Genomic DNA, 25,612 nt, shown 5'->3' with positions numbered 1-25,612 from the left:
GATCTGGTCTGATCACGGCGTTAGCGTTAATAAGGCGTCGGTGATGGATTCCGCCAGATACTGCACCGACAGCGGCCCGCCATAAGTCCAGGTGGAGCGGGCGGCGGCGAAGCGTTCGCCGCGAACAAAGGGCATTGCCCGCCACAATGGCGTGGAGAACAGGTCGTCCGCTTGTTCGAAAGGTTCGATGTAAATCACCACGCCGTCTTTGATGCGCCCCAGGTCCGTCACCTTTTTCTGTGTAATGCCCCATTGGGTCGCCGGCTGTGGCAGGGCGGGTTGCAGTCCCAGTTTGACCATGGCGGCTTGCGCCATGGAGTTGTCGCCAAAGATGCGCAGGACCGAGGGCGTGGTGAAGCGCACTGCCGCCACTTTGGGCAAGTCGCCGTGATAGTGCGCCTTCAATTGCGCTTGCAGTTCGCCAAAGCGGGCGTCCATGGCGTCCAGTTTTTGCTTCGCCGTGGTTTCTTTGTCGAACAGGCGAGCCAGTTGCAGGAAGATCTGCCGGGAGACATCGAAGTTATCGTGGTCGGCGCGGAAAGAGTCGAAAAACAGCACTGGCGCCACTTGCTCCAGTTTTTCCACCATGCCTTCCTGCATGCTGGAAAGCAAAATCACATCCGGTTGCAGGGCCGCTATACGCTCCAGGTTAGGTTCGGAGCGCGTGCCGACGTCAGTGATGGAGTCCGCCAGTTGGGGGCGCACCACCCACTCCTGATAGCCCTTGATATCGGCGACGCCGATCGGCGTGATGCCCAGTTCCACCAGATTTTCCGCCATAGACCAGTTCAGCGCGATAACCCGCTGTGGCGTTTGCGCGAATTCATGCTCGCCGCGATTGTCGCTGATGGTGATCGCCTGGGCGCAGATGCTGATCGTCAGCGCCAGGATAGAGGCGAGAGCGATGAAGGTGCGGCTGCCAGTGAGCGGGCGACGGGAAGGGCGAATCAGGTTGGAAAATAAAGTCATGGGCATACCCGGATGGAAGGAGAAGGGTTAATCGATGTGCAATAAGAAATCATGAATGTCACGCCACGACCGCGATTTTGCCGTCCTGGCGCGGATGATCGACGAGGTCAATATCAATGCCGTACAACTCCCCTAACAGCGAAGCGGACAACAGTGACTCCGGCGCGCCGTCGAACGCCAGCCGCCCTTGCTTCAGCGCCACGATGCGGTCTGCAAAACGGGCGGCCAGATTAACGTCGTGGAGGATGACGATAACGCCGCGTCCATGCTCTTGATTGAGACGGCGCAACAATCCCATCACTTCGTATTGATGGGATAAGTCCAGGGCGGATGTCGGTTCGTCCAGCATCAACAAAGGCGCCTGCTGGGCCAACAACATGGCGATCCAAGCGCGCTGGCGTTCGCCTCCAGACAGTTGATCCGTCAGGTGTTCCGCGTAGCGCGACACGCCTGTCTGCGCCATCGCCGCCTCGATAATCGCCGTGTCTTCCTGACGCCAGCGTCCAAATGTCCCACGCCAGGGAAAGCGGCCCAGACGTATAAGCTCCCTGACATTAAGACCGGCTACTTCCGGCAGATTTTGCGGCAGAAACGCGATGTTCCTCGCCAGATCTCGTTGTGAGTAATCGTTCAACGGGCGGTTTTGCAGCCTGATGACGCCGGAGTCCGGCTGGATTTGCCGCGCCAGCAAATTGATCAGGGTGGATTTTCCAGACCCGTTATGCCCCAGGATAACGGTGAAGCGGCGCGGGTCCAGAGACAGCTGGGGCAGAGACAGAATGTCACGCCCATCGCGGCGCACGCGGATATCTTCAAGCTCAAGCATAGGCGTTCCACTCTTCCGTCAGTCGTTGTATGCGCACTTCCGGTTTTTGTTTCGGACATGACGCGCACAGTTCTCCGTCCTGTCGCAGGTAGTGCAGACAACAGGCTTTGCGGTCCAGGGTCAGTTGCAGTTTTCCGTTATACAGCGCAATCGGCGTCAGGTTGCTGTATCCAACAAGATCCATAGCCTTCAGCCAGGCTTGCGCCCAATGTTGGATCTCGTTGTTGTCTGGGGGGGCGCTTAGCAGGCTGAGGCGGGAGAGAGCGGATAACAGACTGTCCGCAACCAGACGTTTAGCGATCAGTGGCTTAACCTTGGCGATGCGGTTTAGCTGTTCCAGAAAGCCTTCGCACACTTGCGCCAGCTCTGCGCCGCTGAGCTCGATCAAGCGTTCGATGGCGGCGGTGGGCAAGGCCACGGGCGGGGTGCGAAAACCCGCTACTACGCCCTGGGCGTACTTCTGCCCCAGCTGGGATAAAGGCGCGGCGGCGCCGACGATATGCACTGCTGCGACCGCAATAAAAGTTGGCTGCCACACCAGCATGGTCCAACTTCGCACGGCCCAGTAAGGAGCGCCTGCTTCCGGGCAGGCGCTGCGCCAGTAGTTGTGTAATTGCGTCAGAACTTCCTGATTATCCGCCTTTGCGCAAATCAAACCGGTGTTGTCGACGCTGATCTCTCCCGTCAATGCCGGATGCGCCAGCGCGGCGGCGTGCAGCAGCGCATCCAGCGGAACGGAAGCGGCGCCGGGCTGACAGTGGTGCAAGGGGGATGATGGTCTCACGGGGTGATTGGGCTGTCCGATTTAATGGCTGCGAATGATGGCTTACTCAATGTCGCCGATACCTGAGGGAGTTAGGCGGCCGGATGAGCGATGCGTTACGGCGACGTTTCTCTGCAGGTTGACGCGAAAATTAATTCAAATGATAATGATTTGCGTTTAGATTATCAAATATTGCATCGCCGTATTGGCCTGGACGCCACTCAGATTCCCACTCGTTATCAGCCTGACAATGAATCGACCGCTGATAGTCAGGCGCATGGATGCGCCTGTGCGGCGACAAGCAGCGGAAAGCAGGCCTGGCCACTTGGCGTACGCAGGTCCTGTCATTTCAGACAAAGAGAAGGACGCTGTTTGTCTGCCAGATTAATTGCTACCTGAGAGGAACCCGCAGTATGGCGACGCAGCGTTGTCCCGGTAAATTTGCGCCCCGTTTATTCCCAATCTCTTCCCAAACTTGCAGCGCCAGACGATCCGTTCGTCACGCGCCGCCCTATGCCGCCAACGGACTGGCGTACTGGGTGGCGGTGTTATCGCTGGGATTGCTGGCCTCAGGAGGCGTCGCGGCGGAAGATAGCGATGACGTACAGGTGTTGCAGCCGGTGACGGTAAACGCTAAGGCTGGCGGCGTCGCTCCGACGGAAGGCAGCGGGTCATATACAACCCGCGCCAGCAACACGGCGTCGCGGATGGACATGTCGTTGCGGGAGACGCCGCAGTCGGTGTCGGTGATCACCCGAACGCAACTGCAGGACTTTGCGCTGACGGATATCAACGACGTGCTGGCGTACAGTCCCGGCGTCACCGTAGAGCAGGTGGAAACCGACCGCACCTACTTTACGGCGAGAGGCTTTGATATCACCAACTTTCAGCTCGATGGCATTGGCGTCCCTTTCGTATACGGCAACCTGTACGGCGATATAGATACTGCGATATACGACCGCATTGAGGTGCTGCGCGGCGCTAATGGACTCATGACTGGCACAGGAACGCCCTCCGCCACGGTTAACTTCGTGCGCAAGCGGCCGACGGCGGACACTCAGGCTTCCGTGGGGATTTCTTATGGCTCATGGGATAACCGTCGTGTGGACGCGGATGTTTCCGGCGCTTTGCTGCAGTCGGAGAGAGTGCGCGGCAGGCTGGTCGTGTCCTATCAGGATAAAGAGTCCTATCTGGATCGCTATGAGCAGGAAAAGACCATTTTTTATGGCGTGGTGGAGGCCGAGCTGAATGACAGCACCACGCTGACGTTGGGTCACAGTCGCCAGGATACGCTCTCAAACAGCCCAATGTGGGGCGCATTGCCGCTGTACCGGACGGATGGTTCGGCGACGAATTACGATGCGTCCGTCAGCACGGCGACGGATTGGGCGTACTGGGATGGCCGTATCGACAGCTCCTTTGCCGAGCTGGCCCATGACTTCGCCAACGGCTGGCGTATCAAAGGCGTGCTCACTCGTCAGCAGGTCAAGGCCGATACCAAGCTGTTTTATGTCTATGGGACGCCCAATCCGGATACGTCCGGGTCTGATCTTTACGCGTATCCCAGCCTGTACGGTTTTGATAACGAGCAGTGGATCGCCGATGTCTATGCGACAGGGCCATTTACTCTGGGAGGGCGGGAGCACGAAGCGGTAATTGGTTTGAACTGGTCTAAATCCGAGGTGTGGGACGAGTCCAAATATGGCGCGGGAATCGGGACGGAAATCGATGACATTGACGATTGGGATGGCGATTATCCCGACCCGGAATACAACGCAGGCGTAGCCGGCAGTGATTTCACCGATAAGCGCAGAAGCCTGTACGCCGCCACCCGGCTTAAGCCAATGGATCGCCTGACCTTGATCACCGGTTTCCGTGTGACGGACCTGGAGAGCAGCGGCGTCACCTACGGCGACAGCAAGAAAGAAACACAAAGTGGAGAAGTGGTTCCCTATGCCGGCGTTGTGGCGGATATACATGAAAATCATTCGGTATATGTCAGCTACACCAAAATATTCGATCCTCAGTTCAAAGACGACATCGACCATAACCGCATCGCGCCAGTGAAGGGCGACAACATCGAAGCAGGGTTGAAAAGTGAGCTGTTCAACGAACGCCTCAATACCACCGTCGCTGTCTTCAAAACCGAACAGGACAACGTCGCGGAAGTGGCGGGCGTTTATCCTGGAACCAGCACAAACTACTACAAAGGCGTGGATGGCGTTTCCAGCCAGGGGTATGAGCTGGAGATCGCTGGAGAAGTGTCCCCGGGCTGGGAAGTAGCGGGCGGTTTCACCTATGTTTCCATCGAAGACAAAGACGGCGAGGACGCCAAAACTTATGTGCCCCGGCGTATGCTGCGGTTGTCGTCCAGCTATCGCGTTCCCAGTCTGGAGCGCCTGAAAGTGGGCGCCAGTTTGAGCTGGCAGGACGACATCTACAGGGAGCAAGGCGTGGCTACGACGGGTCCGAATGCGGGCGAATCCATCCGCACCACTCAGGAGGATTACATGCTGGTCAACCTGATGGCGAAGTATGATTTTACGGATAACTGGAGCGCTACCTTGAATCTGGACAACATTACAGACGAAAAATACCTGAACAGTCTGTACTGGGCGCAGAGTTATTATGGCGCGCCCCGCAGCGCCAAGCTGACGGTTAACTGGACTTATTGATCGCTGCACAGTCTCCGGGCGCCGTTGCACAATGAATGCGCAGTGGCGTCTTTAATCCTCCGCCTTTTTGTTTTTCCCCCCTCCGCTGGAACCCTGTTGTCACTGTTCAACTCATTGATTTTAGTACTCGCATAGTACTCGCGCCCATTAGTTGACTGCTTGGTCAATTACTGGAATGAAATCTGCAGCATATTGGGTTTACAACCTCGACGACCTGTCGTCGATAGCTGAGGACTTGGCTATGGGGGTAGACCAGCAAGTGCGCGCGATAGCGTTGACCTCGCATACGCGCAATGGGGTGAAACATCCCGTCAAATGGGGGGCTGTGGATATTGGCGAGCGTGGGCCGATTATTGGAACGCTGTCCAATCCCGCCTGTAAAAACACCATTGGCTCTCATGCCGGCGCTTACAGTCTGTATCGCGCCCTGGCGGTGGCTAAGGGCGATTTATCGCCGCTGCACCGGCCGGATCTTACCAATACGGAGCCGGTGATCGATTTGGGGCCGCACCCGCAATGGAGCGATGCGGACAAGATTGTCTCCCTCGACCCCTGGGGGCACCGCGTGGCCTCCGATTTCAAAACGTCTCTGCAACAAGGGTTGGATATCCGACCCACTATCGCCGTCACCAAAGCGCGCATTGCGGTTCCCGAAATTCAATATGCGGTGAAGCAAGGGCTGATTCCCGCCGACGGCAAAATATTGCTGGCGACCGGCGAAGCCAATGTCACCAAAGTCGCCATTGAGCCGGTTTGGCATCTGCCCGGTGTCGCAAGACGCCTGGGGGTGGCGGAGGCGACTTTGCGCAAGGCGATGTTTGAGCACACCGGCGGCATGTTTCCCGAGCTGGTGACGCGGCCAGACTTGTCGGTGTTTTTGCCTCCCATCGGCGGCGTGACGCTATATCTGTTCGGCGACCATACGGCTATCTCCGATCCCGAGAGGGAAGTCGCCTGCCGGGTGCATGACGAGTGCAATGGCTCCGATGTTTTCGGCTCGGATATTTGCACCTGCCGCCCCTATCTCACCCACGGCATCGAAGTGTGCATCCGCGTCGCCCAGCGCGGCGGCGTGGGGATCATCCTGTATAACCGCAAAGAGGGAAGAGCCCTTGGAGAGGTGACCAAGTTTCTGGTGTACAACGCCCGTAAACGGCAAGTGGGCGGCGACCGCGCGGACGCCTACTTTGAACGTACCGAGTGTATCGCTGGCGTCGAGGATATGCGCTTTCAGCCATTGATGCCGGACCCGTTGCACTGGTTGGGCGTGACGCGCATCGACCATATGGCGTCCATGAGCAATATGAAGTTTGAGGCGCTGACCAGTCAGGGCATCGAGATTGTCAATCGCATTACGATTCCCGATGACATGATTCCGGAGGACGCCAAGGTGGAGATCGACGCCAAAGTGGCGGCGGGCTATTTCTCACCAGACGCTCCGCTTTCCAAAGACGCGCTAAGCGTTAAATCCGGCAGGGATCTGGAGGCCTATTGATGTCGAACTTGCAGGAAAACTTCGCGACGGCGCAGGAAGCGTCCGTCTATACGGCAACGCAATTACACCTGTGGCGCGCGGAAACCGTGCGCTCGCGCTGCGGCGAAATCTTTGACCGCGCATGCACTGGCGAGCTGCTCGCATACGACTATCGGTCCGATAGAGTTGAGGCGACGGCGGAGTACGTCATGGACGTCATATTGGAGAATTATCCTGATCTGAACATACCGCCACACAGCCGCTGGCGCCACTTTTCCTGCGGCGGCGTGGACAGATGGTCTCCTATCGCTGACGGCGCGGGAGATCTGAATGAACTGAAAATGCGGGCGACGGAGCTGACCATGATCAGCGTGCTGCTGGATGCCGGCGCTGGCGCCGATTGGCGCTATGTCGAGTCCGCCAGCGGGCTGACGTTATCCCGTTCTGAAGGGCTGGGGGCCGCCAGCGTGGCGCTCTACGCGCAGGGGGCGTTGTGCTCAGGGGGAACGCCTTTCCGAGTGGATGCGGAGGGCTTGAGGAAGTTGACGACTGCGCAACTGGCGGCCTGCTTTCAAGTCAGTGAACGCAATCCTCTGATAGGTCTGCAGGAACGGGTGACCTTGTTGCGTCGATTAGGCGATGTTGTGGCGAGCGCGCCGGGCGTCTTTGGCGGAGAGGGTCGGCTTGGCGTCTTGGCCCTGTATCTGGAGGCGGCCAGTGCGACGGCCAGTGCGGCGGCCAGTGTAGCCAGAGGAGCGGGAGTGGCAGGTGGTCTGTCTGTGGACTTCGCTTTTCGTGAGTTGCTGAAACTGTTGTCCGGCGTCTGGCCAGTGCGAAACCCTGAGCTGGGCGCGCTCGGCGATGTCTGGGCGTACCCTGGCGTCGGAGCGAGTGAGCCGGGCGCAGGGCTTATCCCTTTCCACAAGCTTTCCCAATGGATGATGTACTCCCTGACGGAGGCATGGCGCATCTCCGGTATGGAGGTCATTGAGGACGATACGCTGACGGCGCTGGCGGAATATCGCAATGGCGGGCTGCTGCTGGATATGGGCGTGCTGGCGCCGAAAGATCCCGCCTTCGCGGCGACGGAGTATGAACCGGGTGCGCCGGAAGTGGTGGAGTTACGGGCGATGACCGTCGCTGTCGTTGATCAGCTCGCTGCGCGTTTGAATACGCAGCTTAGGGAGCGTGGCGTGGCGCTGACGATGTCGCAAATACTGGAAGGCGGAACCTGGAGCGCTGGGCGTAAACTGGCCTTCGCGCGCTCGCCAAACGGCGCGCCGCCAATCCGATACCGTGCGGACGGCACTTTATTTTGAGGCGAGGGAAGTCGCTGCAGACTTCCCGCAAATCTATATCAGCAATGTTTGAGAGACAGCTATGACAATGACTTCATTAGTGGAAAAGCATCCCGGCGTGTACATGGTCAATCATCCCTTTGTGCAGCATAAGCTCACCAGTCTGCGTGACAAAAACACCTCCACCCGGGAATTCCGCATGCTGGTGCAGGAGCTGGGCGTACTGATCGGCTATGAGGCCACCCGCGACTTGGAGACGGAACTGGTGGAAGTGGAAACGCCTCTGGAGAAGACGATGTCGCCGACATTGAAAGGCAAGAAGCTCTGTATCGTCACCATCATGCGGGCGGGCAATGGCATGACCGAAGGCGTGCTGCAACTGTCGCCGTCGGCGCGGGTGGGGCACATCGGACTCTATCGCGATCCGCAGACCAAAATGCCCATTGAGTATTACGTCAAGATGCCGCCGGATCTGGATCAACGAACAGTGATCTGCGTTGATCCCATGCTCGCCACAGGTCACTCCGCGACGGCGGCGGTGCATAAAATCAAGGATCTGGGAGCGCAGGATATCCGTTTTATCTGTCTGTTCGCCGCGCCGGAAGGCGTCAGCCTGTTTCGTGAAGAACACCCGGACGTGCCGGTATATGCAGGAGTGATCGACAGTCATCTGGATGACCATGCCTATATCCGACCCGGCGTGGGCGACGCTGGGGATCGGATATACGGCACGAAATAGCGCTTCGCTTTGTTCTTAAAGGGCGACAGCGGATCAGGCGCTGGTCAATGTCGGCGCCCGGGGAGCGGGGCGTGACGCCTCCAGGTTTTTAACGCGTTGTCCTATCGGCGGAGGGACTTCTTTGTCCACCAAGACATCCAACAGGACAGGCCCCGGGCGTTTAAACAGGGAGGCAATGTCCAGACGCGCCAGTTCTTCAAAGTCCCTGATGCGATAGGACTCCACGCCTAAGGATTGGGCGAGCATGGCGAAGTTGGTTTGCGGTAACTCATTGCCGAAACTCTTCATGCCGCGCATGCGTTGCCCGTGCATGACAGTGCCCAACACGCCGTTATTCAATATCAGAATCACCACGTTTAGGTTGTGCTGCTTGGCGACGGTGATTTCCTGCGCGGTCATCAAATAACTGCCGTCCCCGGTGATGCAAAGCACCGGAATATGCGGGTTGGCGAACTTGCCGCCGATGGCCGCGCCGATCGCCCATCCCATGGCGGCGAATCCCATGGAGATCGGCATTTTATTCACGTCAATGACCGAGGCGGAGCGAGGATGCCAGTAATGGGTGGCCCAGAAAAAAGCGTTGCCGGCGTCCGCGTAGAGATGCACGCCTTTGGGCGCGCATTGGCTCAGCCGCCAGAACAGTCGGCGCGGGTTGATAGGGGTAGTGTCGGTATTGCAGTCCTCGATATGCAGCACGCTGATATTTTTGGGCAGGTTGTTTTCATTGCGTAGGGCGGGGAGGATTTCTTCGCTGGCGTCCGCAGCGGGAGCGGCCTGGTTTTCCTGATTGAGATAGTCGAAGACGATGCGTGGGCTGCCCATCAGATTCATTTGCGCCATATGGGATTTGGCGAGGTGCTCCGGATTGTTGTTGATGTGCACCAGACGCCGCGACAGGATGGTGCTGCCGTCCCAGCCGCAGGTGGCGTGCTCATCCAGGTTGGCGCATACCACCATAATGATGTCCGCTTCCTCCGCCGTCAGGGTTTTGCGGGCGGACTCATGCCCCGCCGTGCCGAACACGCCCCGATACAGGGGATGATCGGCGGACATCAGACCACGCCCCATCGGCGTAGTGACGATTGGCCAGGCGCGCCGCTCCGCGTAACAGAGAATTTCCCGCATGGCGCCGGCGCATCCGTTGCCGATGACGATGACGCCGCGCTGATAGCCTCGCAAGATGGTGTTCAGGCGTTGCAGCACGACTCTGTCCGGGGTGATCTCCTGTCCCAGAAAGGTATGCAGGGAGATGGGGTTGCGGCTGGATGGAATCGGAGTTTCGAAAATATCCAGCGGAATGCTGATATGCACGGGGCCGGGAGTCGGGCCAGTGGCGTGGCTCAAGGCCGCCAGCAGGTTGTGCTCTAATTGCTCGGGATGAGATACCAGCGTGTTGTAGCGAGTGCAGCCCTTGAACATAAGAATGGTGTCGACGCCGGAAGCGCTGCTTTCCTGCATGGCGCCGCGGCCGAAGGTGCTGATGGTGCTCTGTCCCGTGATGACCAGCATGGGGACGCCGTCCACGAAGGCGTTGCTCACGGGCGTCAGTAAATTAGTGCAACCCGGGCCGGAGGTGGCGCTGCACACGCCGATGACGCCGCTCTCCCTGGCGAAGCCGTCCGCCATAAAGCCCGCACCGGCTTCGGAGCGCGTCAGTATCCAGCGTACATGGGTATTTTCCTCGTGGCGGGCGAGGGCGCTGCCCAGCGGGTCGATGTTGCCGCCGGACACGCCGAATACAAACGGCACTTTTAGCAGACTGAGATATTTAACGATTAATTCTGCGCAACTGATCGCGTTAGTCCGACCAGTTTGGGTAATAAGGGGTTTTGATTCCATGGGCGTTGTCCTGTGTTGAAAAAGTTAAACAACAGGCGCGAAACCCCACCTGGGCTCAATTTCCGGCATATCGGCGCGGAGCCCATCGGTGCGGCGTCTTTCTTGGGGGGGACTAGCGGGCTCGTTGACGCCATCGACGCGTTCAACAAACCCTACTCACAGACATCAAGCGCTTTTTTTATCCCTAACAGCATAGCAAAAGCAGGCGGAAATCCAGGGCGGGAGAAAAATAAATTCCGCCTAGGGGATATTTTTGTGACTCTCTTTGCTTATCCAGGCGATCCAGACCAGCGCCAGAGTGGCGAGATTGACGGTCACCGGATTGAAGGCGTCCACCAATAAGCCTGGGGAAAACAACGCGACATCCGCCAGGAGACCAACCAGCGCGACGCAAGCGGCCAACAGCGGAAGGCTGCTGCGCAGCGGCAGTGCGATCAGCAGCCCCAGGATGATTTCCGCCACGCCGCCGGCCATAGCGATCTGCGGCGCATACTGGCCCAGGCCCTGGGCTTCAATCATGGCCAGCTCGGTTGGGCTGAGCCACAGTATTTTGGGTACCAGGCCGTGATAAAGAAAGACGCCGGCTACGCTGAGGCGCGCAACCCAGTGAATACGTTGCAATACATCCATTATGAGTACGTTCCTGTCCGTTCGTATTGAGTCATTTATTGGTTGGATTTTCGGCCAAGGGCTGCGTTGGCGCGCCTTGCAGAAAGCGGCTGTTATGGTCCGGCCTAGGCAGCAGACAATGATCATATTTGCCGAAGAGGCGATACCGGTTCTGAGCGATAAGATCGTAGCCCCAGTCCCTCAGAGCGCGCGGCAGTATGCGGAAAACTTTCAGATAGCGCCAGGGCGCGGGAAATTGCGCAATGATGCGCAGGAAGGCTTCGGATTTTTCAAAGGCGCGGTCGCCTTCGACATAAAGCATGGTGTCAAAACGGTCCAGCGGCATGTCAAACCAGGCCAAAATCGCCTGTCCCTCAGGGGATTGCACGGAGGCCATTTTGAACTGTCTGCGCTTGTCGTATTTGATCAGGAATTTTGACCAGGCGTTACAGAGCTTGCAGACGCCGTCGAACAGGACGACCCGATCGTCGCTTTGCATGCAGGGAGGCATGCTGGTTTGTGTTGCGGAAGGTTGCGTCATGGCGACTTACTCCGTTGCACTGGGCGCGCTCAGCGGGCGCAGCCGGTAATACAGAATCGCATCGAAGGGATAGCCTTTTTGCGAGGGTACCCAGGCAGGATCTTGGTGAACGTCCGGGCCGCTGATCAGCAGTTTTTCGATGCTGGCGTCAGCGATTTCCACGCCTCGTGTGTGCAGTGTTCTGTTCCATGTGGCCGCAATAGGTTCGCCTGAGAGCACGTTGCTTACATAGGCGTAGGCGTTTGGCGCGTTACCTTCGGACTTGTGCGGGCGCGCCTGGGTGGCGTTCCAGTTTTTATCCTGCTTCAGGGTGGAGACCAGATGGGCGCCGATCCAGTCGTAGTCGATCAGTCTGCCGATGACGAGGTGCTCAAGCTGAGCGTTTTCAGGCAATGCATTCAGTGCAGTGTTCAATAGCGCGAGAGTCTCTTCTTGCGTGGCGCCGCAATAAAAGACGTCACCGTGAGAGAGACGGAACGTCAGCGTTTTGGCGCGGTATTCAATGCCGCCCTGACATTGGCCCATGTCGCCCGTCGCGATGGTCTCGGCGTGTGCGAATGTAGTGAGGAGAGTCAGCGCGCTCAGCGTCGCCATGCGTGACAACAACGGGAATCTGCGCTTGAACGCCAGGTAGGAAAAGGTCCCCATAAAACTCCTTGGAGAGGTCATTGCGGTCTTATGCCGTCAGTATGCCCCACTATTATGAGACGACAAAGCCTGGCATTAAATCCCCTTAACAACTCGCCTTAGGCCTTTATTTTGCAAGAGGCCAGTTGCAGAATCTGACATAACGGATGGAGACAGGAGCGCTGTCATGGAACAGATTGGAAAACTCATCATTCTTTTGTCGGCATTGGCGGGTTTGATCCCTTTCTCTGCTTGGGCGGAGGATGCCGGCGTTGCGTCGCAAACGCCGTCCACCTCAGTAAAAACGGCAGCACCCGATAAAGAAAAAATCGCGCCGCCACGGGGCATATTCAGCAGCCATGTGATAGGCAAGGAAGCGGATTCATTACGCCCGGCGTTCGTAAAAGGGGGGCTGGTCAGGGTGTTCTGGTCGGATATAGAGCCTAAGCCCGGACAGTATGATTTCTCCGTCATCGAAGCGCAGCTACAGGGCGTTCGTCACTATGGCAAATTATGGTCCCTCGCCGTTTTGGCGGGACCCCGGGCGCCGGACTGGCTGTTCGATGAGGGCGCAGGCTCCATGGAAATACGTTTTCGCGGAGAGCGCACGCGTATCGTTCCCTACTGGGATCTACTTTTACAAGCGCGCCTGAAATTACTGGCGGAAGCATTGGGCAAGAAGTACGGGAACGATGAAACCCTGAAACTGGTGTATGTGCCGCAAGCCACCTCCAATGGCATTGAAGGCCACTTCAACGGCAACCGCTATGAAGACCTGCAACGTCAGGGCTTCACCCCCGACAAATGGGTGCGCGCGGCGGGAGAAGCCATCGACTCTTTTTACCGGGCGTTCCCGCAAAAATACCTCGCTTTCGAAGTGCATGAGATCGGCACAGTGGAAACGCCGGAACGCATCATGCGTCTGATTGAAAAGAACTACCGCGATCGGGTCGGCATCGCCGTTTGGTGGCTGTCAGGACGAGAAAACTACCAGAACGCCCTCCTGCAGGAAGTCCGCGACTTTCGAGGCTACAAATACGCACAAGCCATCGGACGCTCCGACCAGGGCCGCCGTTTCGGCGCCGGCGGCTACGGCGGCATGTTCGAACAAGCCAAAAAACTCGGCATCCGCTATATCGAAGTCTGGAACTACGAAATCACCCGCAACCGCAACCCGGAAGTCACCCAATCCATCGAGGGGTTTAGCCGCAGTGAGGCTGTGCAGGGAGAGCCGGGAGCCTGATCACTGGTTTGCCCCGGCGAAAAGACATTCCCCCGATCTGTGCAATACTTGTTTATAGGAGCGTTTTTCAGGGTTGCATGTAGACAATATTGCACGGGATGAGTGGAATGATTGAGTTTCTATGCGGCGACATCACCGAGTTGGAGGTGGACGCCATTGTTTGTCCCGCCCACAAATATCTTAGTAAAGGCCGGGGCTTGTCCGCGCAGATTTTTGAGCAGGCGGGAGAAGAGGCGTTGGAGGCGGCCTGTTCTCAGGCTGGGGAGTGTAGGGTGGGCGACGCTTGCCTGACGCCGGGTTTCAAGCTGCCCGCCAAACATATTATTCATACTGTGACGCCGCAGTGGACGGGCGGCGACCAATGGGGCGGTTCTGATCTGCATTTGTTGGCCAATTGTTATGAGAGCGTGGTTCGGCTGGCGCTGGAACATAGAGTCAATACCATTGCTTTCCCCGCCCTCGGTGCGGGAACCAATAAAACGCCGCAATCCATGGCCGCCCATGAGGGTCTGGAAGTCTTGGTGAAATATGCGGACAGCTTTGAACGTCTGATCATCTGTCTGCACTGGGAAGCTGGACTGGACACCTGGCGGCGCACCTACGAGGATTTTTTCGCCAGAAGAATGGAGCGGTCCCGCAAGACCGGCTGAAGGCTGGCCATGTTCGCACGAGTCGTTAGAATAGGTCGCTCATAGGCGCTGTATTTAGGGCGTCGTTGCTTGATTCGACTTGGCGGACGGGAAAACTGTACTGTGAAACATCTTAACATTCTGGCCATCTCCGGCAGCCTCAGGAAGGTCTCCTATAACACCGCGGCGATAGAGGCCTTAAGCAGATTGGCCCCGAATGACGTAACAGTGAAAGTCTATCAGGGACTGGGCGAGCTGCCGCTGTTTAATCCCGACCTGGAAAATGAATTACCCGCTGCCGTAAGAGAGTTGAAATCTGCATTGGCGCAAGCGCAAGGATTGATTATCGCCAGTCCGGAATACGCCCATGGAATCAGCGGCGTTATGAAGAACGCCCTTGATTGGCTGGTGAGCGGCGAGGAGTTCGTGTACCTGCCTGTCATGCTCATCAACACCTCGCCCCGGGCCAGTCACGCCCAGGCGGCTCTGCGCGAAGTGGTCGCCACCATGTCCGGCCGCATCATAGACAACGCCTGTGTTTCCGTGCCTCTGCTCAGTTCAAACCTGAACGTGGAGGGGATTATGCAATCCCCTGAGATTGCCGGCCCCTTGCAGCAGGGGCTGCAGCAGTTTGTCGTCGGAATTCACGCGCAGGCTGAAGCCGACGACTGAGCCTCAGTCTGAAGCCGCGAGGTTTGGGATATCAATCGCAAAATCAGTGATGCCGATATCCTTCCCAGCCTGTGACAACAGTGTGCTCGCCTGACCCCGATGATGCGTCTGGTGATTGAAGAAGTGCGCCAGCAGCTCGCCAAAGTTACGCACGCTTTTCCCGCCGGTCATGCTGCTGTAGTGGAGATTGAGAGCGTAGTCTTCTTCCGCTACTTCGTCGGTAAGCCAGCGAATGATCAGGGCGTCCAGTTGACGTCGCTTCTCCGATAGCGCGGCGAAATCTGTATGTAAAATCTCACTCAGCGCTTTGGGCGTGGAGAACTGCGACAGTTCCTGCAGGGACTGGTAACTGTCGGAAAGTGATCTGTATCGCCCCAGCCAGACCAGGTCCGCCACCATAATGTGGTTCAGGGTGCCGAGTATGGAACCGAAAAATGCTCCGGAATCTTGCGTCAGGATGCTCTCGTCCAGTTTTGCCGCCGCCGCATAAACCTGATTGTTCATGCGCTGGTTGTATCCGGCCATAAGTTGATAGTGTTGCTTGAATCCCATGGAGTTGTGCTCCCATTTTTATCGTCGTTTTTTCGTAGTCTATGCAGAATAGGGACATAGGCAAGCGCCTTGAGAGAGGCTTTGTCTTTTTGCTGGGATAAGGGAGTGGCGGATAATGTGTGGTGGATAAAGTAGAGAGGGCGCTGGTGAGCTGTGCGGAGCTACATGCTCCGTCGGGTCTCATCGATCAGTACGGTCTCTTGTTCTCCCGCATTGAGTGCGCGAAAGGGCGTTGTCAGCACGCCGCGGTATTGCAGTTCCCGCATGTAATCAATGGGAGACTTTTCCGTTTTGAAGGTTCCCCAGAATACGAAGCCGAGTTCGTGTAGACGCAAGCAGATGTCCCTGAGACGCTCGTTGTGGGTAAACACGTAAGTGGTGGGGCTGAAGGCGTCGTCAGCGGGATAGGGGATATAGTAAACGTTTGGCGTAGCGCGGCTGTGCTTGGAGGTTTTGTTGAGCTTGAGTCCCAACTGAGTCAGCTGCGCCTTATCAAAGTCCTGGGTTAGGGCGACTTCTATCTCGTCGTCAAAAATCCATTTAACCAGATTCATGGCGTTGCTCAGATTCCTCGCCTTGGATGATTAGCCAGTCCGCAACTGGCCGTCCGCAACTGGCCGTCCACATGGCTGCCTGCTATAAAGCGCTGCGGGCGGCGTCTTGGATCTTTTTCACCATGGCGCGCAGACCGTTGCCGCGAGTGGGGCTCAGGTGGCGCATCAGGTCCAGCTCCGTGAACAGGGCGTCCATATCGAAGCTTACGATGTCCTGTGGGGACTTGCCGTTGAAAGCGCACATTACGACAGCGGCGAGGCCTTGTACGATCATGGCGTCGCTGGCGACCAGGACGTACATCTTGCCGGATGCGGCGTCCAGATGATGAATAAACCAAACCTGGCTCTGGCAGCCGTGCACAAAGTTTTCCTCTACTTTGTGTTCCGCCGGCATCGCGGGGACCTGTTTGCCCAGATCAATGACGTAGCCGTAGCGCTCTTCCCAGTCATCCAGAAACTCAAAACTGTCTTTGATGTCTGCGATGGTGGTGTCTTTTCCCAGCGGGTTGGCGGTGAAAATATCGGCTTGGTCTACAGCGGTCATGGTTATTGGTTCTGTCTGCTTGATTCATTGTCTGCAGGCGGTGAACTTGGCGCCTGCGGTTAGCTTATAGCATGCCTAGTTCGAGTTTGGCTTCCTCGCTGAGCATGTCGTTGCTCCAGGGAGGATCGAAGACCAACTCCACTCGCGCTTCGTCCACATTGGGTACCAGCGTGAGTTTATGTTTTACGTCATCGGCGATGACGGGCCCCATACCGCAGCCGGGCGCCGTCAGGGTCATCTCTACATTAACGCAGTTCTTGCCGTCTTCTTTGCTGACGGCGACGTTGTACACCAGGCCAAGGTCAACGATGTTTACGGGAATTTCCGGGTCGAAAACGGCGCGTAATGCTTCCCAGACATGACGTTCGTTGACTTCGCCTTCCGTGATGTCGTCAAAGTTAAAGTCTGCGACGTTTTTGCCCAGCGCGTCGGCGTCTCTGCCCTCAACTCGGGCCAGATTGCCGTTGACGACAACGGTGAACGTGCCGCCCAGCGCCTGGGTGATGGTGACGAATGTATCCGCCGGGATGGTGATCTCCGTGCCCGCAGGAACCAGGCGCGCGATGCAGTCCCGTTTGGTGAGTACAACCTCTCTTTCCATATCGATCAGGCGTCCTCTTTTATGGAAAAGCTTTCCCCACAGCCGCAGGATGAGTCTACGTTGGGGTTGTTGAACTTGAAGGCGTAATTCAGGCCTTCTTTGACGAAGTCGATCTCAGCGCCATTAATATAGGGCAGGCTCTTGGCGTCAACATAAACAGGAATGTCGTCAGCGAGCACGAACTTGCGATCATCGTCGGAAGGGGCCTTAACCAGATCCACAATATATTTAAAGCCGGAGCAGCCGCTGGCTTTGAGGCCCAGGCGAAAACCCTGGACGTCGGGATGCTGGCGTAACTGCTTGCGGATGTGTTGAGCCGCAGCGTCGGTGATACGCAATCCCACTTCAGGCGTAAAGGTTTGCGCGGACATAGTGGTCTATCTCCTAAATAAACAGTCTGGTTATCTTCTGTAGGGCGGCGAACAGTTTTTCAACCTCTTCGCGGGTGTTATAGAACGCGAAAGAGGCGCGGGTGGTGCCGGGAACGCCAAGGCAGTCCATTAATGGCTGCGCGCAATGGTGTCCGGTGCGTACGGCGATGCCTTGTTGATCCAGCAGTGTGCCCAGGTCGCTGGGATGCAGGCCGTCCACCAAAAAGGAAAAAACGGAAACTTTGTCTTTCGCCGTACCCACCGGACGTAAGCCGGGGACGTTCGGCGCCAGCTCCGCCGCAAGTTGCAACAGGCTGTCTTCATGGGCTTTCAGTTGCGCTTTGTCGAACTGGCTCAGGTAGTCCAGCGCCGCTGCGAAACCGATGGCTTCAGCAATGGCTGGCGTACCAGCTTCAAACTTAAAAGGAGGTACGTTGAACGTGGTGCCGGAGAAGGACACGCGCTCAATCATTTCGCCGCCACTTTGATATGGAGGCATGGCTTCCAGCAGTGCTTTGCGGCCGTATAGAGCGCCGATGCCGGTAGGTCCAAACGCTTTATGGGCGGAAATCGCATAGAAGTCACAGTCCAGATCCTGCACGTCGATTTCAAGGTGCGGCGCGCCTTGTGCGCCGTCTATCAACGTCACCGCGCCGACGCTTTTCGCCAGACGAATCATCTCTTTGACGGGATTCACGGTGCCCATCGCGTTGGACGCATGGTTCACCGCGACGATGCGGGTTTTTTCGTTCAGCAGGGCCTGATAGGCGGCCATGTCCAGCTCGGCGTCAGGCGTAATCGGAATGACCCTTACCTGAGCGCCAGTCTGTTGCGCCACGATCTGCCAGGGCACGATATTGGCGTGATGTTCAAGCTGGCTGACGATAATCTCGTCGCCGGGCTGCAGGGTGCTGCGGGCGTAAGATTGCGCCACCAGATTAATGGCTTCAGTGACGCCGCGCACCCAGATGATATCTTCACGAGACGGTGCGTTGACGAAGGCGCGCACTTTATCTCGGGCGGCTTCAAACTCGCCTGTCGCGCGGTCGCTCAAGCTGTGGGCTCCGCGATGCACGTTGGCGTTAAACTCCCGATAATACGTGTTCATCGCCTCGATAACCGCCAGCGGCTTTTGCGCCGTGGCTGCGTTATCCATGTATACCAGAGGTTTGCCGTTCACCTGCTGTTGCAGGATAGGGAAGTCCTCGCGGACGGACAGAACATCAAAGGGACGTTTAATCGCCTGGGTCATGCTGTAGCCTCCTGCGCTCCTTCATTATAGAAACGCTCCGCCAGTTCGAGTACGTAGGCGTGAGCCGTTTCGATCTCCATTTCCGCCATGACGGACTCCACGAACGCGCGGCTCAGCATGCGGTGCGCGTCAGACCGGGTGATGCCGCGGGACTGAAAGTAGAACAGCGCCATGTCGTCCAACTGGCCCACGGTGGCTCCGTGCGCGCATTTGACGTCGTCGGCGTAAATTTCCAGCTCGGGCTTGGTGTTCACCTCGGCGGTATTGGTCAACAACAGATTATTGTTGTTCATCGCCGCAGAAGACTGCTGGGCGTCACGGTGGATATGCACGCGGCCGTTGAACACCGCTTTGCCTTTACCGTTGATAATGCCTTTGTAGGTTTCTTCGCTGACGCAATGCGGGGCCACGTGCTCGATTGTCGTGTGGAAGTCCACATGCTCACGACCGCCCGCCAGATAAACGCCATTCAGCTTGCAGGACGCCAGTTGTCCCAGCAATTTCACATTGATGTCGCGACGTTTCAGTGCGCCGCCGGTGGCGAAAGCATGCTGCTCGTAGTGGCTGCCGCCTTGCTGTTCGACGAACACGCAACCGGTATGAATCTGGTTCGCGCCTTCGCAGTTCAACGCGTAGTGCGTCATTGTGCTGTTGGCGGCGAGAAACACTTCCGTCACGGTGTTTTGGAAAACTTTGCGCTCATGAGTGTCGACATAAGTTTCCAGCAGCTCCAGTTTGGCGCCGGACTCCACCACCACGATCACGCGGTTATAGCTGGAAGCCGCTTCGCCGGAAACGTCCGCAGTATGAACGATTTGCACTGGCTTGATCGCTTTGCTGTCTTTTCTGACGCGGATAAGCGCGCCGTCCTGCAGCGTGCTTGCATTCAATGCGGCAAAGGGGTGCTTGGCGGCGTCGAATGTTTTGCCCAGATATTCTTTGATCAGCGCCTGACCGGCTGCGTCCGCTGACGAGAAGGGGATCACTTCCAGAGCGGAGTCGTCGATATTGGATGCGGCCAGCTGACCGTTATGGAATGTCAGAGTATAGAAGTCGCCAGTAATGCCTTGCGGAGCGTCAGCGGATTCCGTTGTCCGCAAACGCAGGATATCGCCCTGCACGATGGGGGCGATAGGCGTGTAGCGCCAGGCTTCTGTTTTGCGGGTTGGAAGCTCCAGACCGGCGAAAAGGCTGCGGCCTTCACTGCGGGCGTCGTCAAGCCAGCGCAGATTGTCGCCCAGTTGTTCGCTCCAGGATTGCGAGGCTTCCACGCATTGGCGGTGAAAGTCTGCGTAGGGGTTGCTTTGGGTCGCCATGAATACCTCGCCTACGCTACTTTGTCGTCGTCCAGGTTCAACCAGCCGTACCCTTTCTCTTCCAGTTCCAGAGCCAGTTCACGACCGCCGGATTTGACGATGCGGCCGTTGGCCAGAACGTGTACGTAGTCCGGTACGATGTAGTTCAGCAGACGCTGATAGTGGGTCACCAGAACCACGGCTCGATCAGGGCTGCGCAGTGCATTGACGCCGTTGGCCACGACTTGCAGGGCGTCGATGTCCAGGCCGGAGTCGGTTTCATCCAGCAGCGCCAGCTTGGGCTCCAGCATCAACATTTGTAGAATCTCGTTACGCTTTTTCTCGCCGCCGGAAAAACCTTCGTTGACGCCGCGCTTGAGGAAGTCAGGGTCCAGGTTAACCATGCCGATCTTTTGACGGGCCAGTTTCAGGAAAGTCGCCGCGTCCAGTTCTTCTTCGCCGCGATGCTTACGGATGCTGTTCATCGCTGTGCGCAGGAATTGAATATTGCTGACGCCAGGGATTTCCACTGGATACTGGAACGCCAGGAATATGCCTTCGCGGGCGCGTTCTTCTGGCTCCATGTCCAGCAGATTCTGGCCGAAATAATTGATTTCGCCGGAAGTGACGTCATAACCTTCGCGCCCGGACAATACGTGGGTCAGGGTGCTTTTGCCGGAGCCGTTGGGGCCCATGATGGCGTGGACTTCGCCGGGCTTCACGTCCAGCGTCAGTCCTTTCAGAATCTCTTTTTCTTCTACCCGAGCGTAAAGGTCTTTAATACTTAGCATGTTTGATCCCATGTATCAGAAAGACAACTCTGCGACCGCCGCTTTAATTGGTCTATTAGGTCGCGGAATTTAACTCATCAAATATTCGCTGCCTGCTTTTGGCGGCTGCTTGATTGCGCATCGCAGCCCGCCGCAGGCGTTTATGCTTCCGCCGCTTATTAGCCGACGGAGCCTTCCAAACTGACTTCCAGCAACTTGCCCGCTTCCACCGCAAACTCCATGGGCAGCTCTTTAAATACTTCCTTACAAAAGCCGTTGACGATCATGGACACAGCGCGTTCTGCGTCAATGCCGCGCTGACGACACAGGAACAACTGCTCATCGCTCACTTTGGAGGTGGTGGCTTCATGTTCAACCACGGCGCTGTTGTTCTTGCTTTCGATGTAAGGGAAGGTGTGCGCGCCGCATTTGCTGCCGATCAGCAGCGAGTCGCACTGGGTATAGTTGCGCGCATTTTCGGCGTTGGGAGCGATTCTCACCAGGCCGCGATAGCTGCTGTCGCTGCGGCCGGCTGAAATACCTTTGGAGATGATGGTGCTGCGGGTGTGTTTACCCATGTGAATCATCTTGGTGCCGGTGTCCGCCTGCTGCAGGTTGTTGGTCAGAGCGACGGAGTAGAATTCGCCGACGCTGTGATCGCCTTTCAGCACGACGCTGGGGTATTTCCAGGTGATGGCCGATCCGGTTTCCACTTGGGTCCAGGAAATCTTGGAATGCGCGCCGGCGCACAGGCCGCGTTTGGTGACGAAGTTATAGATACCGCCTTTGCCTTCTTCGTCGCCGGGATACCAGTTCTGTACGGTCGAGTATTTGATTTCCGCGCCTTCAAGCGCCACCAGTTCAACCACGGCGGCGTGCAACTGGTTTTCATCGCGCATGGGGGCGGTGCAGCCTTCCAGATAGCTGACGTAGCTGCCTTCGTCGGCGATGATCAGCGTACGTTCGAACTGCCCGGTTTTCGCCGCGTTGATACGGAAGTAGGTGGACAGCTCCATCGGGCAGCGCACGCCCTTGGGAATGTAGACAAATGAGCCGTCGCTGAAAACCGCGGAGTTGAGGGCGGCGAAATAGTTGTCGCGGACAGGAACCACGCTGCCGAGATACTTCTCCACCAGTTCAGGGTGATTTCTGACTGCTTCAGAAATGGAGCAGAAGATAACGCCGGCTTCAGACAGTTTCTCTTTGAAGGTCGTGGCGACGGAAACGCTGTCGAATACCGCATCTACCGCAACGCCGGCGAGGGCGGCGCGCTCGTGTAGGGGGATGCCCAGCTTTTCGTAGGTTTTCAGCAATTCAGGGTCGACTTCATCCAGGCTCTTTGGGCCGTCTTTTTGTGACTTGGGCGCGGAGTAATAGATGATGTCGTTGAAATCAATTTTGGGATAGTGCACGTGAGCCCATTGCGGCTCAACCATGTTCAACCATTCACGATAGGCCTTGAGACGCCAGTTGAGCATGAACTCGGGTTCGTTCTTTTTAGCGGAGATAAAGCGGATAACGTCTTCGTTTAATCCCGGCTCCAGGGCTTCGCTTTCAATGTCGGTGATAAAGCCGGCCTGGTATTCCCGTTTGATATATTGGTCAACTGAGTTTTCTGGCGTGCTCATGAGAGGGCCTCGATGATCGAAAAGAGTATTTTAACAGCGCGCATATAAAAGAAAGCTCCGAGTCATCCGCGCTTGGAATTTTTTAGCCTTTTCACCGTGGCTAAGAGCGCTGACAAATCAGAGTTTTCTTATTCTTGACTTGATTGCTAGGGTACTGAAAAGCCCATTTCAAATCAATACTAAATTGGTAATCAATCGGGAATGCGGTTAGAATCGAAAAGGCGTGTATTCCTTACGCGGCGGGTTCGTTTGGCGATCCCGAGCCATGCGTTTATGAAGCTGATACAGGACTTCAATTATGTTGCGCTTAGCTAGACTTGCCGATTATGGGTTGTTGATCGCCTCTGCTCTGGATGAGCCAGGTAAGGATCTGGTCAAACTGGATCAGGTCGCCGATCAGACCAAGTTGCCCATACCCACCGTGCGCAAAATCATGAAGTTGCTGGTGGATGGCGGCGTCGTTCATTCCGAGCGCGGCGTCAAAGGCGGCTACTGTCTTTCCGACGCGGCTTATAATATCAGCATTGCGCGCATTCTCCGAGCTGTGGAAGGCGGTGTGGCGCTGACTGACTGCTGCGCTGAAGAGCGCGTCTGCGACGTCATGCATGCATGTACGGTGCACAGCAACTGGTCAGTCATCAACCAGACGGTCAATGAGATTTTTGAGCGTCTCACGCTGCGCGATATGTCTCGTCGACTGAGCAAGGCCGATGTCATTAGCAAAGTGCGTACGGACGACGACGTTGAGCTCGTTATGCTGAGCGAGCTGGCTTCTTAGAAGCGCACACTTTTCATCACTCATATCTATCCGCTCATATATCCATTCGTTTCAAAGTTAGCGCATTTGGCTCTAACGGCGATTTAATTCTGATTATTTCTGAATTTTAACCAATCCCGAAATTTCCTCGCAGCCCAGTTATTTAGGCGCTTTTCGGCGTCTGGTTACAGAAAGAAAATAAAAAATCAAGACTTTTTTCCTATAAGCGCAATTTTTGGTTGTACTCAGAGCATTGTTTGCAGATAATCGCGCCCAACAATATGGACTATCCTTACAGTAATCGCCGGGAAACAAGCGGTTTAGCTTAGTATCCGGGTTTTGGTTTTATGCTTCTTGCGGAAGGGGTTGATTTATGAACCAAAAAGATTTTGCAAGCAGTAAAGTGTTTTACGATACGAAGCACTTTCCCAGAGGATTCAGCCGGTCTGGTTTCTTTTCCAAGAAAGAAGCGGATTTGCTGGAGCGTTCCGGGTATGCATTGCAAGAGCTCACAAACGGCAATCGCAAACCTGCGACACCGGCGGAAGAACAACTTCTGACAGTGTTGAGAGGTGAAAGAGCGCCTGGGACGGACATTGAAAAGGTGTGGATCAAGTATCTCAAGCATATCAGCACCAAACGCGTGTCCTACACCACTGGCATGGCGTTCGCTATGTCTGAGGGCGGCGACTTTACCGACGTCGAAACCGATTGACGCTCACTCTTGAAAAAAGGCGCTTTACAGTGCCTTTTTTCTTTCTCGACTCTATACTCAACTGCATTTCCATGCAGAATCCTTTTCTATACTCATTCAATGTCATATTCAGAATTATTACCCGCCAATCGGGCTGTGCTGTTTGCCAATCTGGGACAGGCAATGCTGAACGGCGAAAAATTTCCCGGGGTTTTCGACTCTGCCGCTGACATTTCGCCGCGCTGCTACACGGCTAAATTGAATCAACTGGCGGAGAGCGTCAGGCAAGAGGCGGATAAGCCATTGCTGGAGCTTATCCGTGAAAGTGGAGTGTTCTTACCGTGGGAAGTGCGCTTTATTCAGTTTGGTCTCGCCACTTTGCGTATCGCGGAAGTCTTCGCCCGCCTGTGTGACTATTACGTGCTGATTGGGCGCTCATCCCGTCAGTTATCCGCCTGGGTGGCGGGTTCCTGGTTGTTGTGTTGCTTTACGTTGGCCTACCTGCTGTATTTTTTCGCATTTGGTGCCCAGACAACGCTGACTTCCATGAGTGTTTGCGCCTCGGCGGCGGTGGCGGGGCTGGTTATCGGCGTGCGGCTGGCGCCGGTTTTCCTGCGTAATTGGGTGGAGCCGGATTCGCGTTTCTGGAATGCGGCCTCCCGTTTCCCTCAGATTCGGTCACTGGTCGTGGCGCGCAGCGTGTATCAGTATCTGCTGAATTTGGGGTTATGCGTACAAGCGGGGATGGATCTGCCGCGTACGCTTGGCGTATGCGCGAAATCTGAGCCTGTGGACTGGCTGCGTCAGAGATACCATATCGTGGCGGCGTCTGTGGGTAAGGGGAAAAATCTTTCGAAGGCGTTTCTGGAAAGCGGCGTACTGAGCGAGACCCGCATCACTGCGCATCCAGATGAGAGCAAAGGCAAGCCGGCGCGTTTATGGGACCCGGGAATTATTGAAGTCGTGCGGCAGTCTTTCGATGAACAACTGCGATATGCGTCGAAAGTGGCTCCATTGCTGTTGTTGGCGCCGCTGACGATTGTTTGGCTGGTGATGGCGTTTAGCGTCGGCTGATGCGACGCTGAAACTGTCCAGCGCTCCATTGATCTTCACTCGAATGTGAATGTTGAACCGGAAGCGCTGGCTGGAGCGGGCAACGCTTAGTGGTGGTGTCCGCCAGGGCCATGTACGTGGCCGTGATCAATTTCTTCTTTCTCCGCATCACGCAGACTGACGACTTCCAGGGCGAAAGTCAGCGTTTGACCTGCGTAAGGGTGGTTGATATCGACGTCGACCATGGAGTGGCCGATTTTCATGACCGTGACCACTTGCACGCCTTGCTCTGATTTAACCGGGATGGCGTCGCCAACCTGATAACGGCCCGCATGCTTCAGATACTTTTTGGAAATACGCTTGATGCTGTCTTCCTGACGTAGACCGAAGGCTTTTTCCGGGGGCAGGGTGATTTCGAACTTGTCGCCGGCGTCTTTGCCTTCCAGCGCTTCCTCTAAGCCTTGCAGCACGTTGTCATAGCCGTGCAAGTAGGTAATGACTTCGTCTTCGTAGGTGTTTTCCAGTTCTTTGCCTTCTTGGTCTTTCAGGACGTAGTGGAACTGGACCACTTTATTTTTGCTAATCGCCATAATCGGTCTCCGTAAAAATCTGGCCGAATTTTAGCGCAATTGCGCGC

The 25,612-nt window shown here is 56.3% G+C and carries 27 protein-coding genes; 10 read left to right on the top strand and 17 right to left on the bottom strand.

Annotated features, from left to right (window positions below; all coding sequences use genetic code 11):
- Nucleotides 1–12: 12 nt before the first annotated feature.
- Genes ACQYWX_RS23880 through ACQYWX_RS23870 form a run of 3 tightly spaced genes read right to left on the bottom strand, consistent with a single transcriptional unit; the run spans nt 13 to nt 2,579 of the window.
- Nucleotides 13–969 (bottom strand): ABC transporter substrate-binding protein, encoded by a 957-nt coding sequence (locus ACQYWX_RS23880; protein ID WP_431686579.1) that lies wholly within the window; start codon nt 967–969, stop codon nt 13–15.
- Between the two features lie 58 nt (nt 970–1,027).
- Nucleotides 1,028–1,795: an ABC transporter ATP-binding protein gene (locus tag ACQYWX_RS23875; RefSeq protein ID WP_431686578.1), complete on the bottom strand. Its 768-nt coding sequence runs from the start codon at nt 1,793–1,795 to the stop codon at nt 1,028–1,030.
- Nucleotides 1,788–2,579, bottom strand: coding sequence for a siderophore ferric iron reductase (locus ACQYWX_RS23870; RefSeq protein ID WP_431686577.1), 792 nt, complete (start codon nt 2,577–2,579; stop codon nt 1,788–1,790). Before ACQYWX_RS23870 ends, ACQYWX_RS23875 begins: the two co-directional genes overlap by 8 nt.
- Nucleotides 2,580–2,971: 392 nt before the next feature.
- On the opposite strand from ACQYWX_RS23870, the gene ACQYWX_RS23865 reads away from it, so the two are divergent.
- The 4 genes from ACQYWX_RS23865 (at nt 2,972) to upp (ending at nt 8,744) form a co-directional block, all read left to right on the top strand.
- Nucleotides 2,972–5,233: a TonB-dependent siderophore receptor gene (locus tag ACQYWX_RS23865; RefSeq protein WP_431686576.1), complete on the top strand. Its 2,262-nt coding sequence runs from the start codon at nt 2,972–2,974 to the stop codon at nt 5,231–5,233.
- Between the two features lie 175 nt (nt 5,234–5,408).
- Nucleotides 5,409–6,728 (top strand): GTP cyclohydrolase II, encoded by a 1,320-nt coding sequence (locus ACQYWX_RS23860; RefSeq protein WP_431686575.1) that lies wholly within the window; start codon nt 5,409–5,411, stop codon nt 6,726–6,728.
- On the top strand, nt 6,728–8,026 hold the full coding sequence (locus ACQYWX_RS23855) for a DUF1688 family protein (RefSeq protein ID WP_431686574.1): 1,299 nt from the start codon (nt 6,728–6,730) through the stop codon (nt 8,024–8,026). The genes ACQYWX_RS23860 and ACQYWX_RS23855 overlap by 1 nt, the downstream gene beginning before the upstream one ends.
- Nucleotides 8,027–8,087: 61 nt before the next feature.
- Nucleotides 8,088–8,744, top strand: coding sequence for a uracil phosphoribosyltransferase (gene upp, locus ACQYWX_RS23850; protein ID WP_127973062.1), 657 nt, complete (start codon nt 8,088–8,090; stop codon nt 8,742–8,744).
- 33 nt (nt 8,745–8,777) lie between these two features.
- Here upp and ACQYWX_RS23845 read toward each other — a convergent pair whose 3' ends face one another.
- The 4 genes from ACQYWX_RS23845 to ACQYWX_RS23830 all read right to left on the bottom strand — a co-directional run bounded on the left by ACQYWX_RS23845 (nt 8,778) and on the right by ACQYWX_RS23830 (nt 12,381).
- Nucleotides 8,778–10,583, bottom strand: coding sequence for a thiamine pyrophosphate-binding protein (locus ACQYWX_RS23845; protein WP_431686573.1), 1,806 nt, complete (start codon nt 10,581–10,583; stop codon nt 8,778–8,780).
- Between the two features lie 240 nt (nt 10,584–10,823).
- On the bottom strand, nt 10,824–11,213 hold the full coding sequence (locus tag ACQYWX_RS23840) for a DoxX-like family protein (protein WP_431686572.1): 390 nt from the start codon (nt 11,211–11,213) through the stop codon (nt 10,824–10,826).
- A gap of 31 nt (nt 11,214–11,244) precedes the next feature.
- A complete protein-coding gene (locus tag ACQYWX_RS23835; protein ID WP_431686571.1) occupies nt 11,245–11,733 on the bottom strand; it encodes a thiol-disulfide oxidoreductase DCC family protein in 489 nt (162 codons plus the stop codon).
- A gap of 6 nt (nt 11,734–11,739) precedes the next feature.
- The gene (locus ACQYWX_RS23830; RefSeq protein WP_431686570.1) at nt 11,740–12,381 is read right to left on the bottom strand and encodes a hypothetical protein; all 642 of its coding nucleotides are present in this window, start codon (nt 12,379–12,381) and stop codon (nt 11,740–11,742) included.
- Nucleotides 12,382–12,547: 166 nt separating this feature from the next.
- On the opposite strand from ACQYWX_RS23830, the gene ACQYWX_RS23825 reads away from it, so the two are divergent.
- The 3 genes from ACQYWX_RS23825 (at nt 12,548) to ACQYWX_RS23815 (ending at nt 14,904) form a co-directional block, all read left to right on the top strand.
- A complete protein-coding gene (locus ACQYWX_RS23825) occupies nt 12,548–13,603 on the top strand; it encodes a beta-galactosidase (RefSeq protein WP_431686569.1) in 1,056 nt (351 codons plus the stop codon).
- 107 nt (nt 13,604–13,710) lie between these two features.
- Nucleotides 13,711–14,253: a macro domain-containing protein gene (locus tag ACQYWX_RS23820; RefSeq protein ID WP_431686568.1), complete on the top strand. Its 543-nt coding sequence runs from the start codon at nt 13,711–13,713 to the stop codon at nt 14,251–14,253.
- Nucleotides 14,254–14,355: 102 nt separating this feature from the next.
- The gene (locus ACQYWX_RS23815; protein ID WP_431686567.1) at nt 14,356–14,904 is read left to right on the top strand and encodes an NADPH-dependent FMN reductase; all 549 of its coding nucleotides are present in this window, start codon (nt 14,356–14,358) and stop codon (nt 14,902–14,904) included.
- A gap of 3 nt (nt 14,905–14,907) precedes the next feature.
- On the opposite strand, the gene ACQYWX_RS23810 is transcribed toward ACQYWX_RS23815, so the two are convergent.
- The 9 genes from ACQYWX_RS23810 to sufB all read right to left on the bottom strand — a co-directional run bounded on the left by ACQYWX_RS23810 (nt 14,908) and on the right by sufB (nt 22,471).
- Nucleotides 14,908–15,456 (bottom strand): DinB family protein, encoded by a 549-nt coding sequence (locus tag ACQYWX_RS23810; RefSeq protein ID WP_431686566.1) that lies wholly within the window; start codon nt 15,454–15,456, stop codon nt 14,908–14,910.
- Nucleotides 15,457–15,617: 161 nt separating this feature from the next.
- Entirely contained in the window at nt 15,618–16,010 is a 393-nt protein-coding gene (locus ACQYWX_RS23805) for a hypothetical protein (protein WP_431686565.1), read from the bottom strand.
- 82 nt (nt 16,011–16,092) lie between these two features.
- The gene (locus tag ACQYWX_RS23800; protein WP_431686564.1) at nt 16,093–16,554 is read right to left on the bottom strand and encodes a SufE family protein; all 462 of its coding nucleotides are present in this window, start codon (nt 16,552–16,554) and stop codon (nt 16,093–16,095) included.
- A 64-nt stretch (nt 16,555–16,618) separates the two neighbouring features.
- Nucleotides 16,619–17,155, bottom strand: coding sequence for a putative Fe-S cluster assembly protein SufT (gene sufT, locus ACQYWX_RS23795; RefSeq protein ID WP_279507667.1), 537 nt, complete (start codon nt 17,153–17,155; stop codon nt 16,619–16,621).
- Between the two features lie 5 nt (nt 17,156–17,160).
- On the bottom strand, nt 17,161–17,526 hold the full coding sequence (locus ACQYWX_RS23790; RefSeq protein WP_216738561.1) for a HesB/IscA family protein: 366 nt from the start codon (nt 17,524–17,526) through the stop codon (nt 17,161–17,163).
- Nucleotides 17,527–17,539: 13 nt separating this feature from the next.
- Nucleotides 17,540–18,778, bottom strand: coding sequence for an aminotransferase class V-fold PLP-dependent enzyme (locus tag ACQYWX_RS23785; RefSeq protein WP_431686563.1), 1,239 nt, complete (start codon nt 18,776–18,778; stop codon nt 17,540–17,542).
- Nucleotides 18,775–20,094, bottom strand: a complete 1,320-nt coding sequence (sufD, locus tag ACQYWX_RS23780) for a Fe-S cluster assembly protein SufD (RefSeq protein ID WP_431686562.1) — start codon at nt 20,092–20,094, stop codon at nt 18,775–18,777. The genes ACQYWX_RS23785 and sufD overlap by 4 nt, the downstream gene beginning before the upstream one ends.
- Nucleotides 20,095–20,105: 11 nt before the next feature.
- Complete coding sequence (gene sufC / locus ACQYWX_RS23775; protein ID WP_216738558.1) at nt 20,106–20,864, bottom strand: Fe-S cluster assembly ATPase SufC; 759 nt, start codon at nt 20,862–20,864, stop codon at nt 20,106–20,108.
- A gap of 158 nt (nt 20,865–21,022) precedes the next feature.
- Complete coding sequence (sufB, locus tag ACQYWX_RS23770) at nt 21,023–22,471, bottom strand: Fe-S cluster assembly protein SufB (RefSeq protein WP_216738557.1); 1,449 nt, start codon at nt 22,469–22,471, stop codon at nt 21,023–21,025.
- Between the two features lie 298 nt (nt 22,472–22,769).
- On the opposite strand from sufB, the gene ACQYWX_RS23765 reads away from it, so the two are divergent.
- The 3 genes from ACQYWX_RS23765 (at nt 22,770) to ACQYWX_RS23755 (ending at nt 24,996) form a co-directional block, all read left to right on the top strand.
- On the top strand, nt 22,770–23,249 hold the full coding sequence (locus ACQYWX_RS23765; RefSeq protein ID WP_431686561.1) for an SUF system Fe-S cluster assembly regulator: 480 nt from the start codon (nt 22,770–22,772) through the stop codon (nt 23,247–23,249).
- Between the two features lie 352 nt (nt 23,250–23,601).
- Nucleotides 23,602–23,943, top strand: coding sequence for a DUF413 domain-containing protein (gene maoP, locus ACQYWX_RS23760; RefSeq protein ID WP_127973044.1), 342 nt, complete (start codon nt 23,602–23,604; stop codon nt 23,941–23,943).
- Nucleotides 23,944–24,105: 162 nt separating this feature from the next.
- Nucleotides 24,106–24,996: a hypothetical protein gene (locus tag ACQYWX_RS23755; RefSeq protein ID WP_431686560.1), complete on the top strand. Its 891-nt coding sequence runs from the start codon at nt 24,106–24,108 to the stop codon at nt 24,994–24,996.
- 86 nt (nt 24,997–25,082) lie between these two features.
- Here ACQYWX_RS23755 and ACQYWX_RS23750 read toward each other — a convergent pair whose 3' ends face one another.
- Nucleotides 25,083–25,565, bottom strand: coding sequence for an FKBP-type peptidyl-prolyl cis-trans isomerase (locus tag ACQYWX_RS23750; protein ID WP_279507679.1), 483 nt, complete (start codon nt 25,563–25,565; stop codon nt 25,083–25,085).
- Nucleotides 25,566–25,612 lie beyond the last annotated feature (47 nt).

This window comes from Hahella sp. NBU794 (assembly GCF_050749805.1).
Taxonomy (GTDB): domain Bacteria; phylum Pseudomonadota; class Gammaproteobacteria; order Pseudomonadales; family Oleiphilaceae; genus Hahella.
Note: the sequence above shows the minus strand (reverse complement) of the source record. Positions and strands in the feature narration are given on the sequence as shown.

What these genes read in the sequence shown, in the direction of transcription:
- ACQYWX_RS23825 (WP_431686569.1), top strand. Translation starts at nt 12,548, where the DNA reads ATGGAACAGATTGGAAAACTCATCATTCTTTTGTCGGCATTGGCGGGT.
- ACQYWX_RS23875 (WP_431686578.1), bottom strand. Translation starts at nt 1,795, where the DNA reads ATGCTTGAGCTTGAAGATATCCGCGTGCGCCGCGATGGGCGTGACATT.
- sufT (WP_279507667.1), bottom strand. Translation starts at nt 17,155, where the DNA reads ATGGAAAGAGAGGTTGTACTCACCAAACGGGACTGCATCGCGCGCCTG.
- sufD (WP_431686562.1), bottom strand. Translation starts at nt 20,094, where the DNA reads ATGGCGACCCAAAGCAACCCCTACGCAGACTTTCACCGCCAATGCGTG.
- ACQYWX_RS23835 (WP_431686571.1), bottom strand. Translation starts at nt 11,733, where the DNA reads ATGACGCAACCTTCCGCAACACAAACCAGCATGCCTCCCTGCATGCAA.
- ACQYWX_RS23750 (WP_279507679.1), bottom strand. Translation starts at nt 25,565, where the DNA reads ATGGCGATTAGCAAAAATAAAGTGGTCCAGTTCCACTACGTCCTGAAA.
- upp (WP_127973062.1), top strand. Translation starts at nt 8,088, where the DNA reads ATGACAATGACTTCATTAGTGGAAAAGCATCCCGGCGTGTACATGGTC.
- ACQYWX_RS23810 (WP_431686566.1), bottom strand. Translation starts at nt 15,456, where the DNA reads ATGGGATTCAAGCAACACTATCAACTTATGGCCGGATACAACCAGCGC.
- ACQYWX_RS23805 (WP_431686565.1), bottom strand. Translation starts at nt 16,010, where the DNA reads ATGAATCTGGTTAAATGGATTTTTGACGACGAGATAGAAGTCGCCCTA.
- ACQYWX_RS23785 (WP_431686563.1), bottom strand. Translation starts at nt 18,778, where the DNA reads ATGACCCAGGCGATTAAACGTCCCTTTGATGTTCTGTCCGTCCGCGAG.
- ACQYWX_RS23880 (WP_431686579.1), bottom strand. Translation starts at nt 969, where the DNA reads ATGACTTTATTTTCCAACCTGATTCGCCCTTCCCGTCGCCCGCTCACT.
- maoP (WP_127973044.1), top strand. Translation starts at nt 23,602, where the DNA reads ATGAACCAAAAAGATTTTGCAAGCAGTAAAGTGTTTTACGATACGAAG.
- ACQYWX_RS23765 (WP_431686561.1), top strand. Translation starts at nt 22,770, where the DNA reads ATGTTGCGCTTAGCTAGACTTGCCGATTATGGGTTGTTGATCGCCTCT.
- ACQYWX_RS23800 (WP_431686564.1), bottom strand. Translation starts at nt 16,554, where the DNA reads ATGACCGCTGTAGACCAAGCCGATATTTTCACCGCCAACCCGCTGGGA.
- ACQYWX_RS23860 (WP_431686575.1), top strand. Translation starts at nt 5,409, where the DNA reads ATGAAATCTGCAGCATATTGGGTTTACAACCTCGACGACCTGTCGTCG.
- sufB (WP_216738557.1), bottom strand. Translation starts at nt 22,471, where the DNA reads ATGAGCACGCCAGAAAACTCAGTTGACCAATATATCAAACGGGAATAC.
- ACQYWX_RS23755 (WP_431686560.1), top strand. Translation starts at nt 24,106, where the DNA reads ATGCTGAACGGCGAAAAATTTCCCGGGGTTTTCGACTCTGCCGCTGAC.
- ACQYWX_RS23855 (WP_431686574.1), top strand. Translation starts at nt 6,728, where the DNA reads ATGTCGAACTTGCAGGAAAACTTCGCGACGGCGCAGGAAGCGTCCGTC.
- ACQYWX_RS23830 (WP_431686570.1), bottom strand. Translation starts at nt 12,381, where the DNA reads ATGGGGACCTTTTCCTACCTGGCGTTCAAGCGCAGATTCCCGTTGTTG.
- ACQYWX_RS23865 (WP_431686576.1), top strand. Translation starts at nt 2,972, where the DNA reads ATGGCGACGCAGCGTTGTCCCGGTAAATTTGCGCCCCGTTTATTCCCA.
- ACQYWX_RS23790 (WP_216738561.1), bottom strand. Translation starts at nt 17,526, where the DNA reads ATGTCCGCGCAAACCTTTACGCCTGAAGTGGGATTGCGTATCACCGAC.
- sufC (WP_216738558.1), bottom strand. Translation starts at nt 20,864, where the DNA reads ATGCTAAGTATTAAAGACCTTTACGCTCGGGTAGAAGAAAAAGAGATT.
- ACQYWX_RS23820 (WP_431686568.1), top strand. Translation starts at nt 13,711, where the DNA reads ATGATTGAGTTTCTATGCGGCGACATCACCGAGTTGGAGGTGGACGCC.
- ACQYWX_RS23840 (WP_431686572.1), bottom strand. Translation starts at nt 11,213, where the DNA reads ATGGATGTATTGCAACGTATTCACTGGGTTGCGCGCCTCAGCGTAGCC.
- ACQYWX_RS23845 (WP_431686573.1), bottom strand. Translation starts at nt 10,583, where the DNA reads ATGGAATCAAAACCCCTTATTACCCAAACTGGTCGGACTAACGCGATC.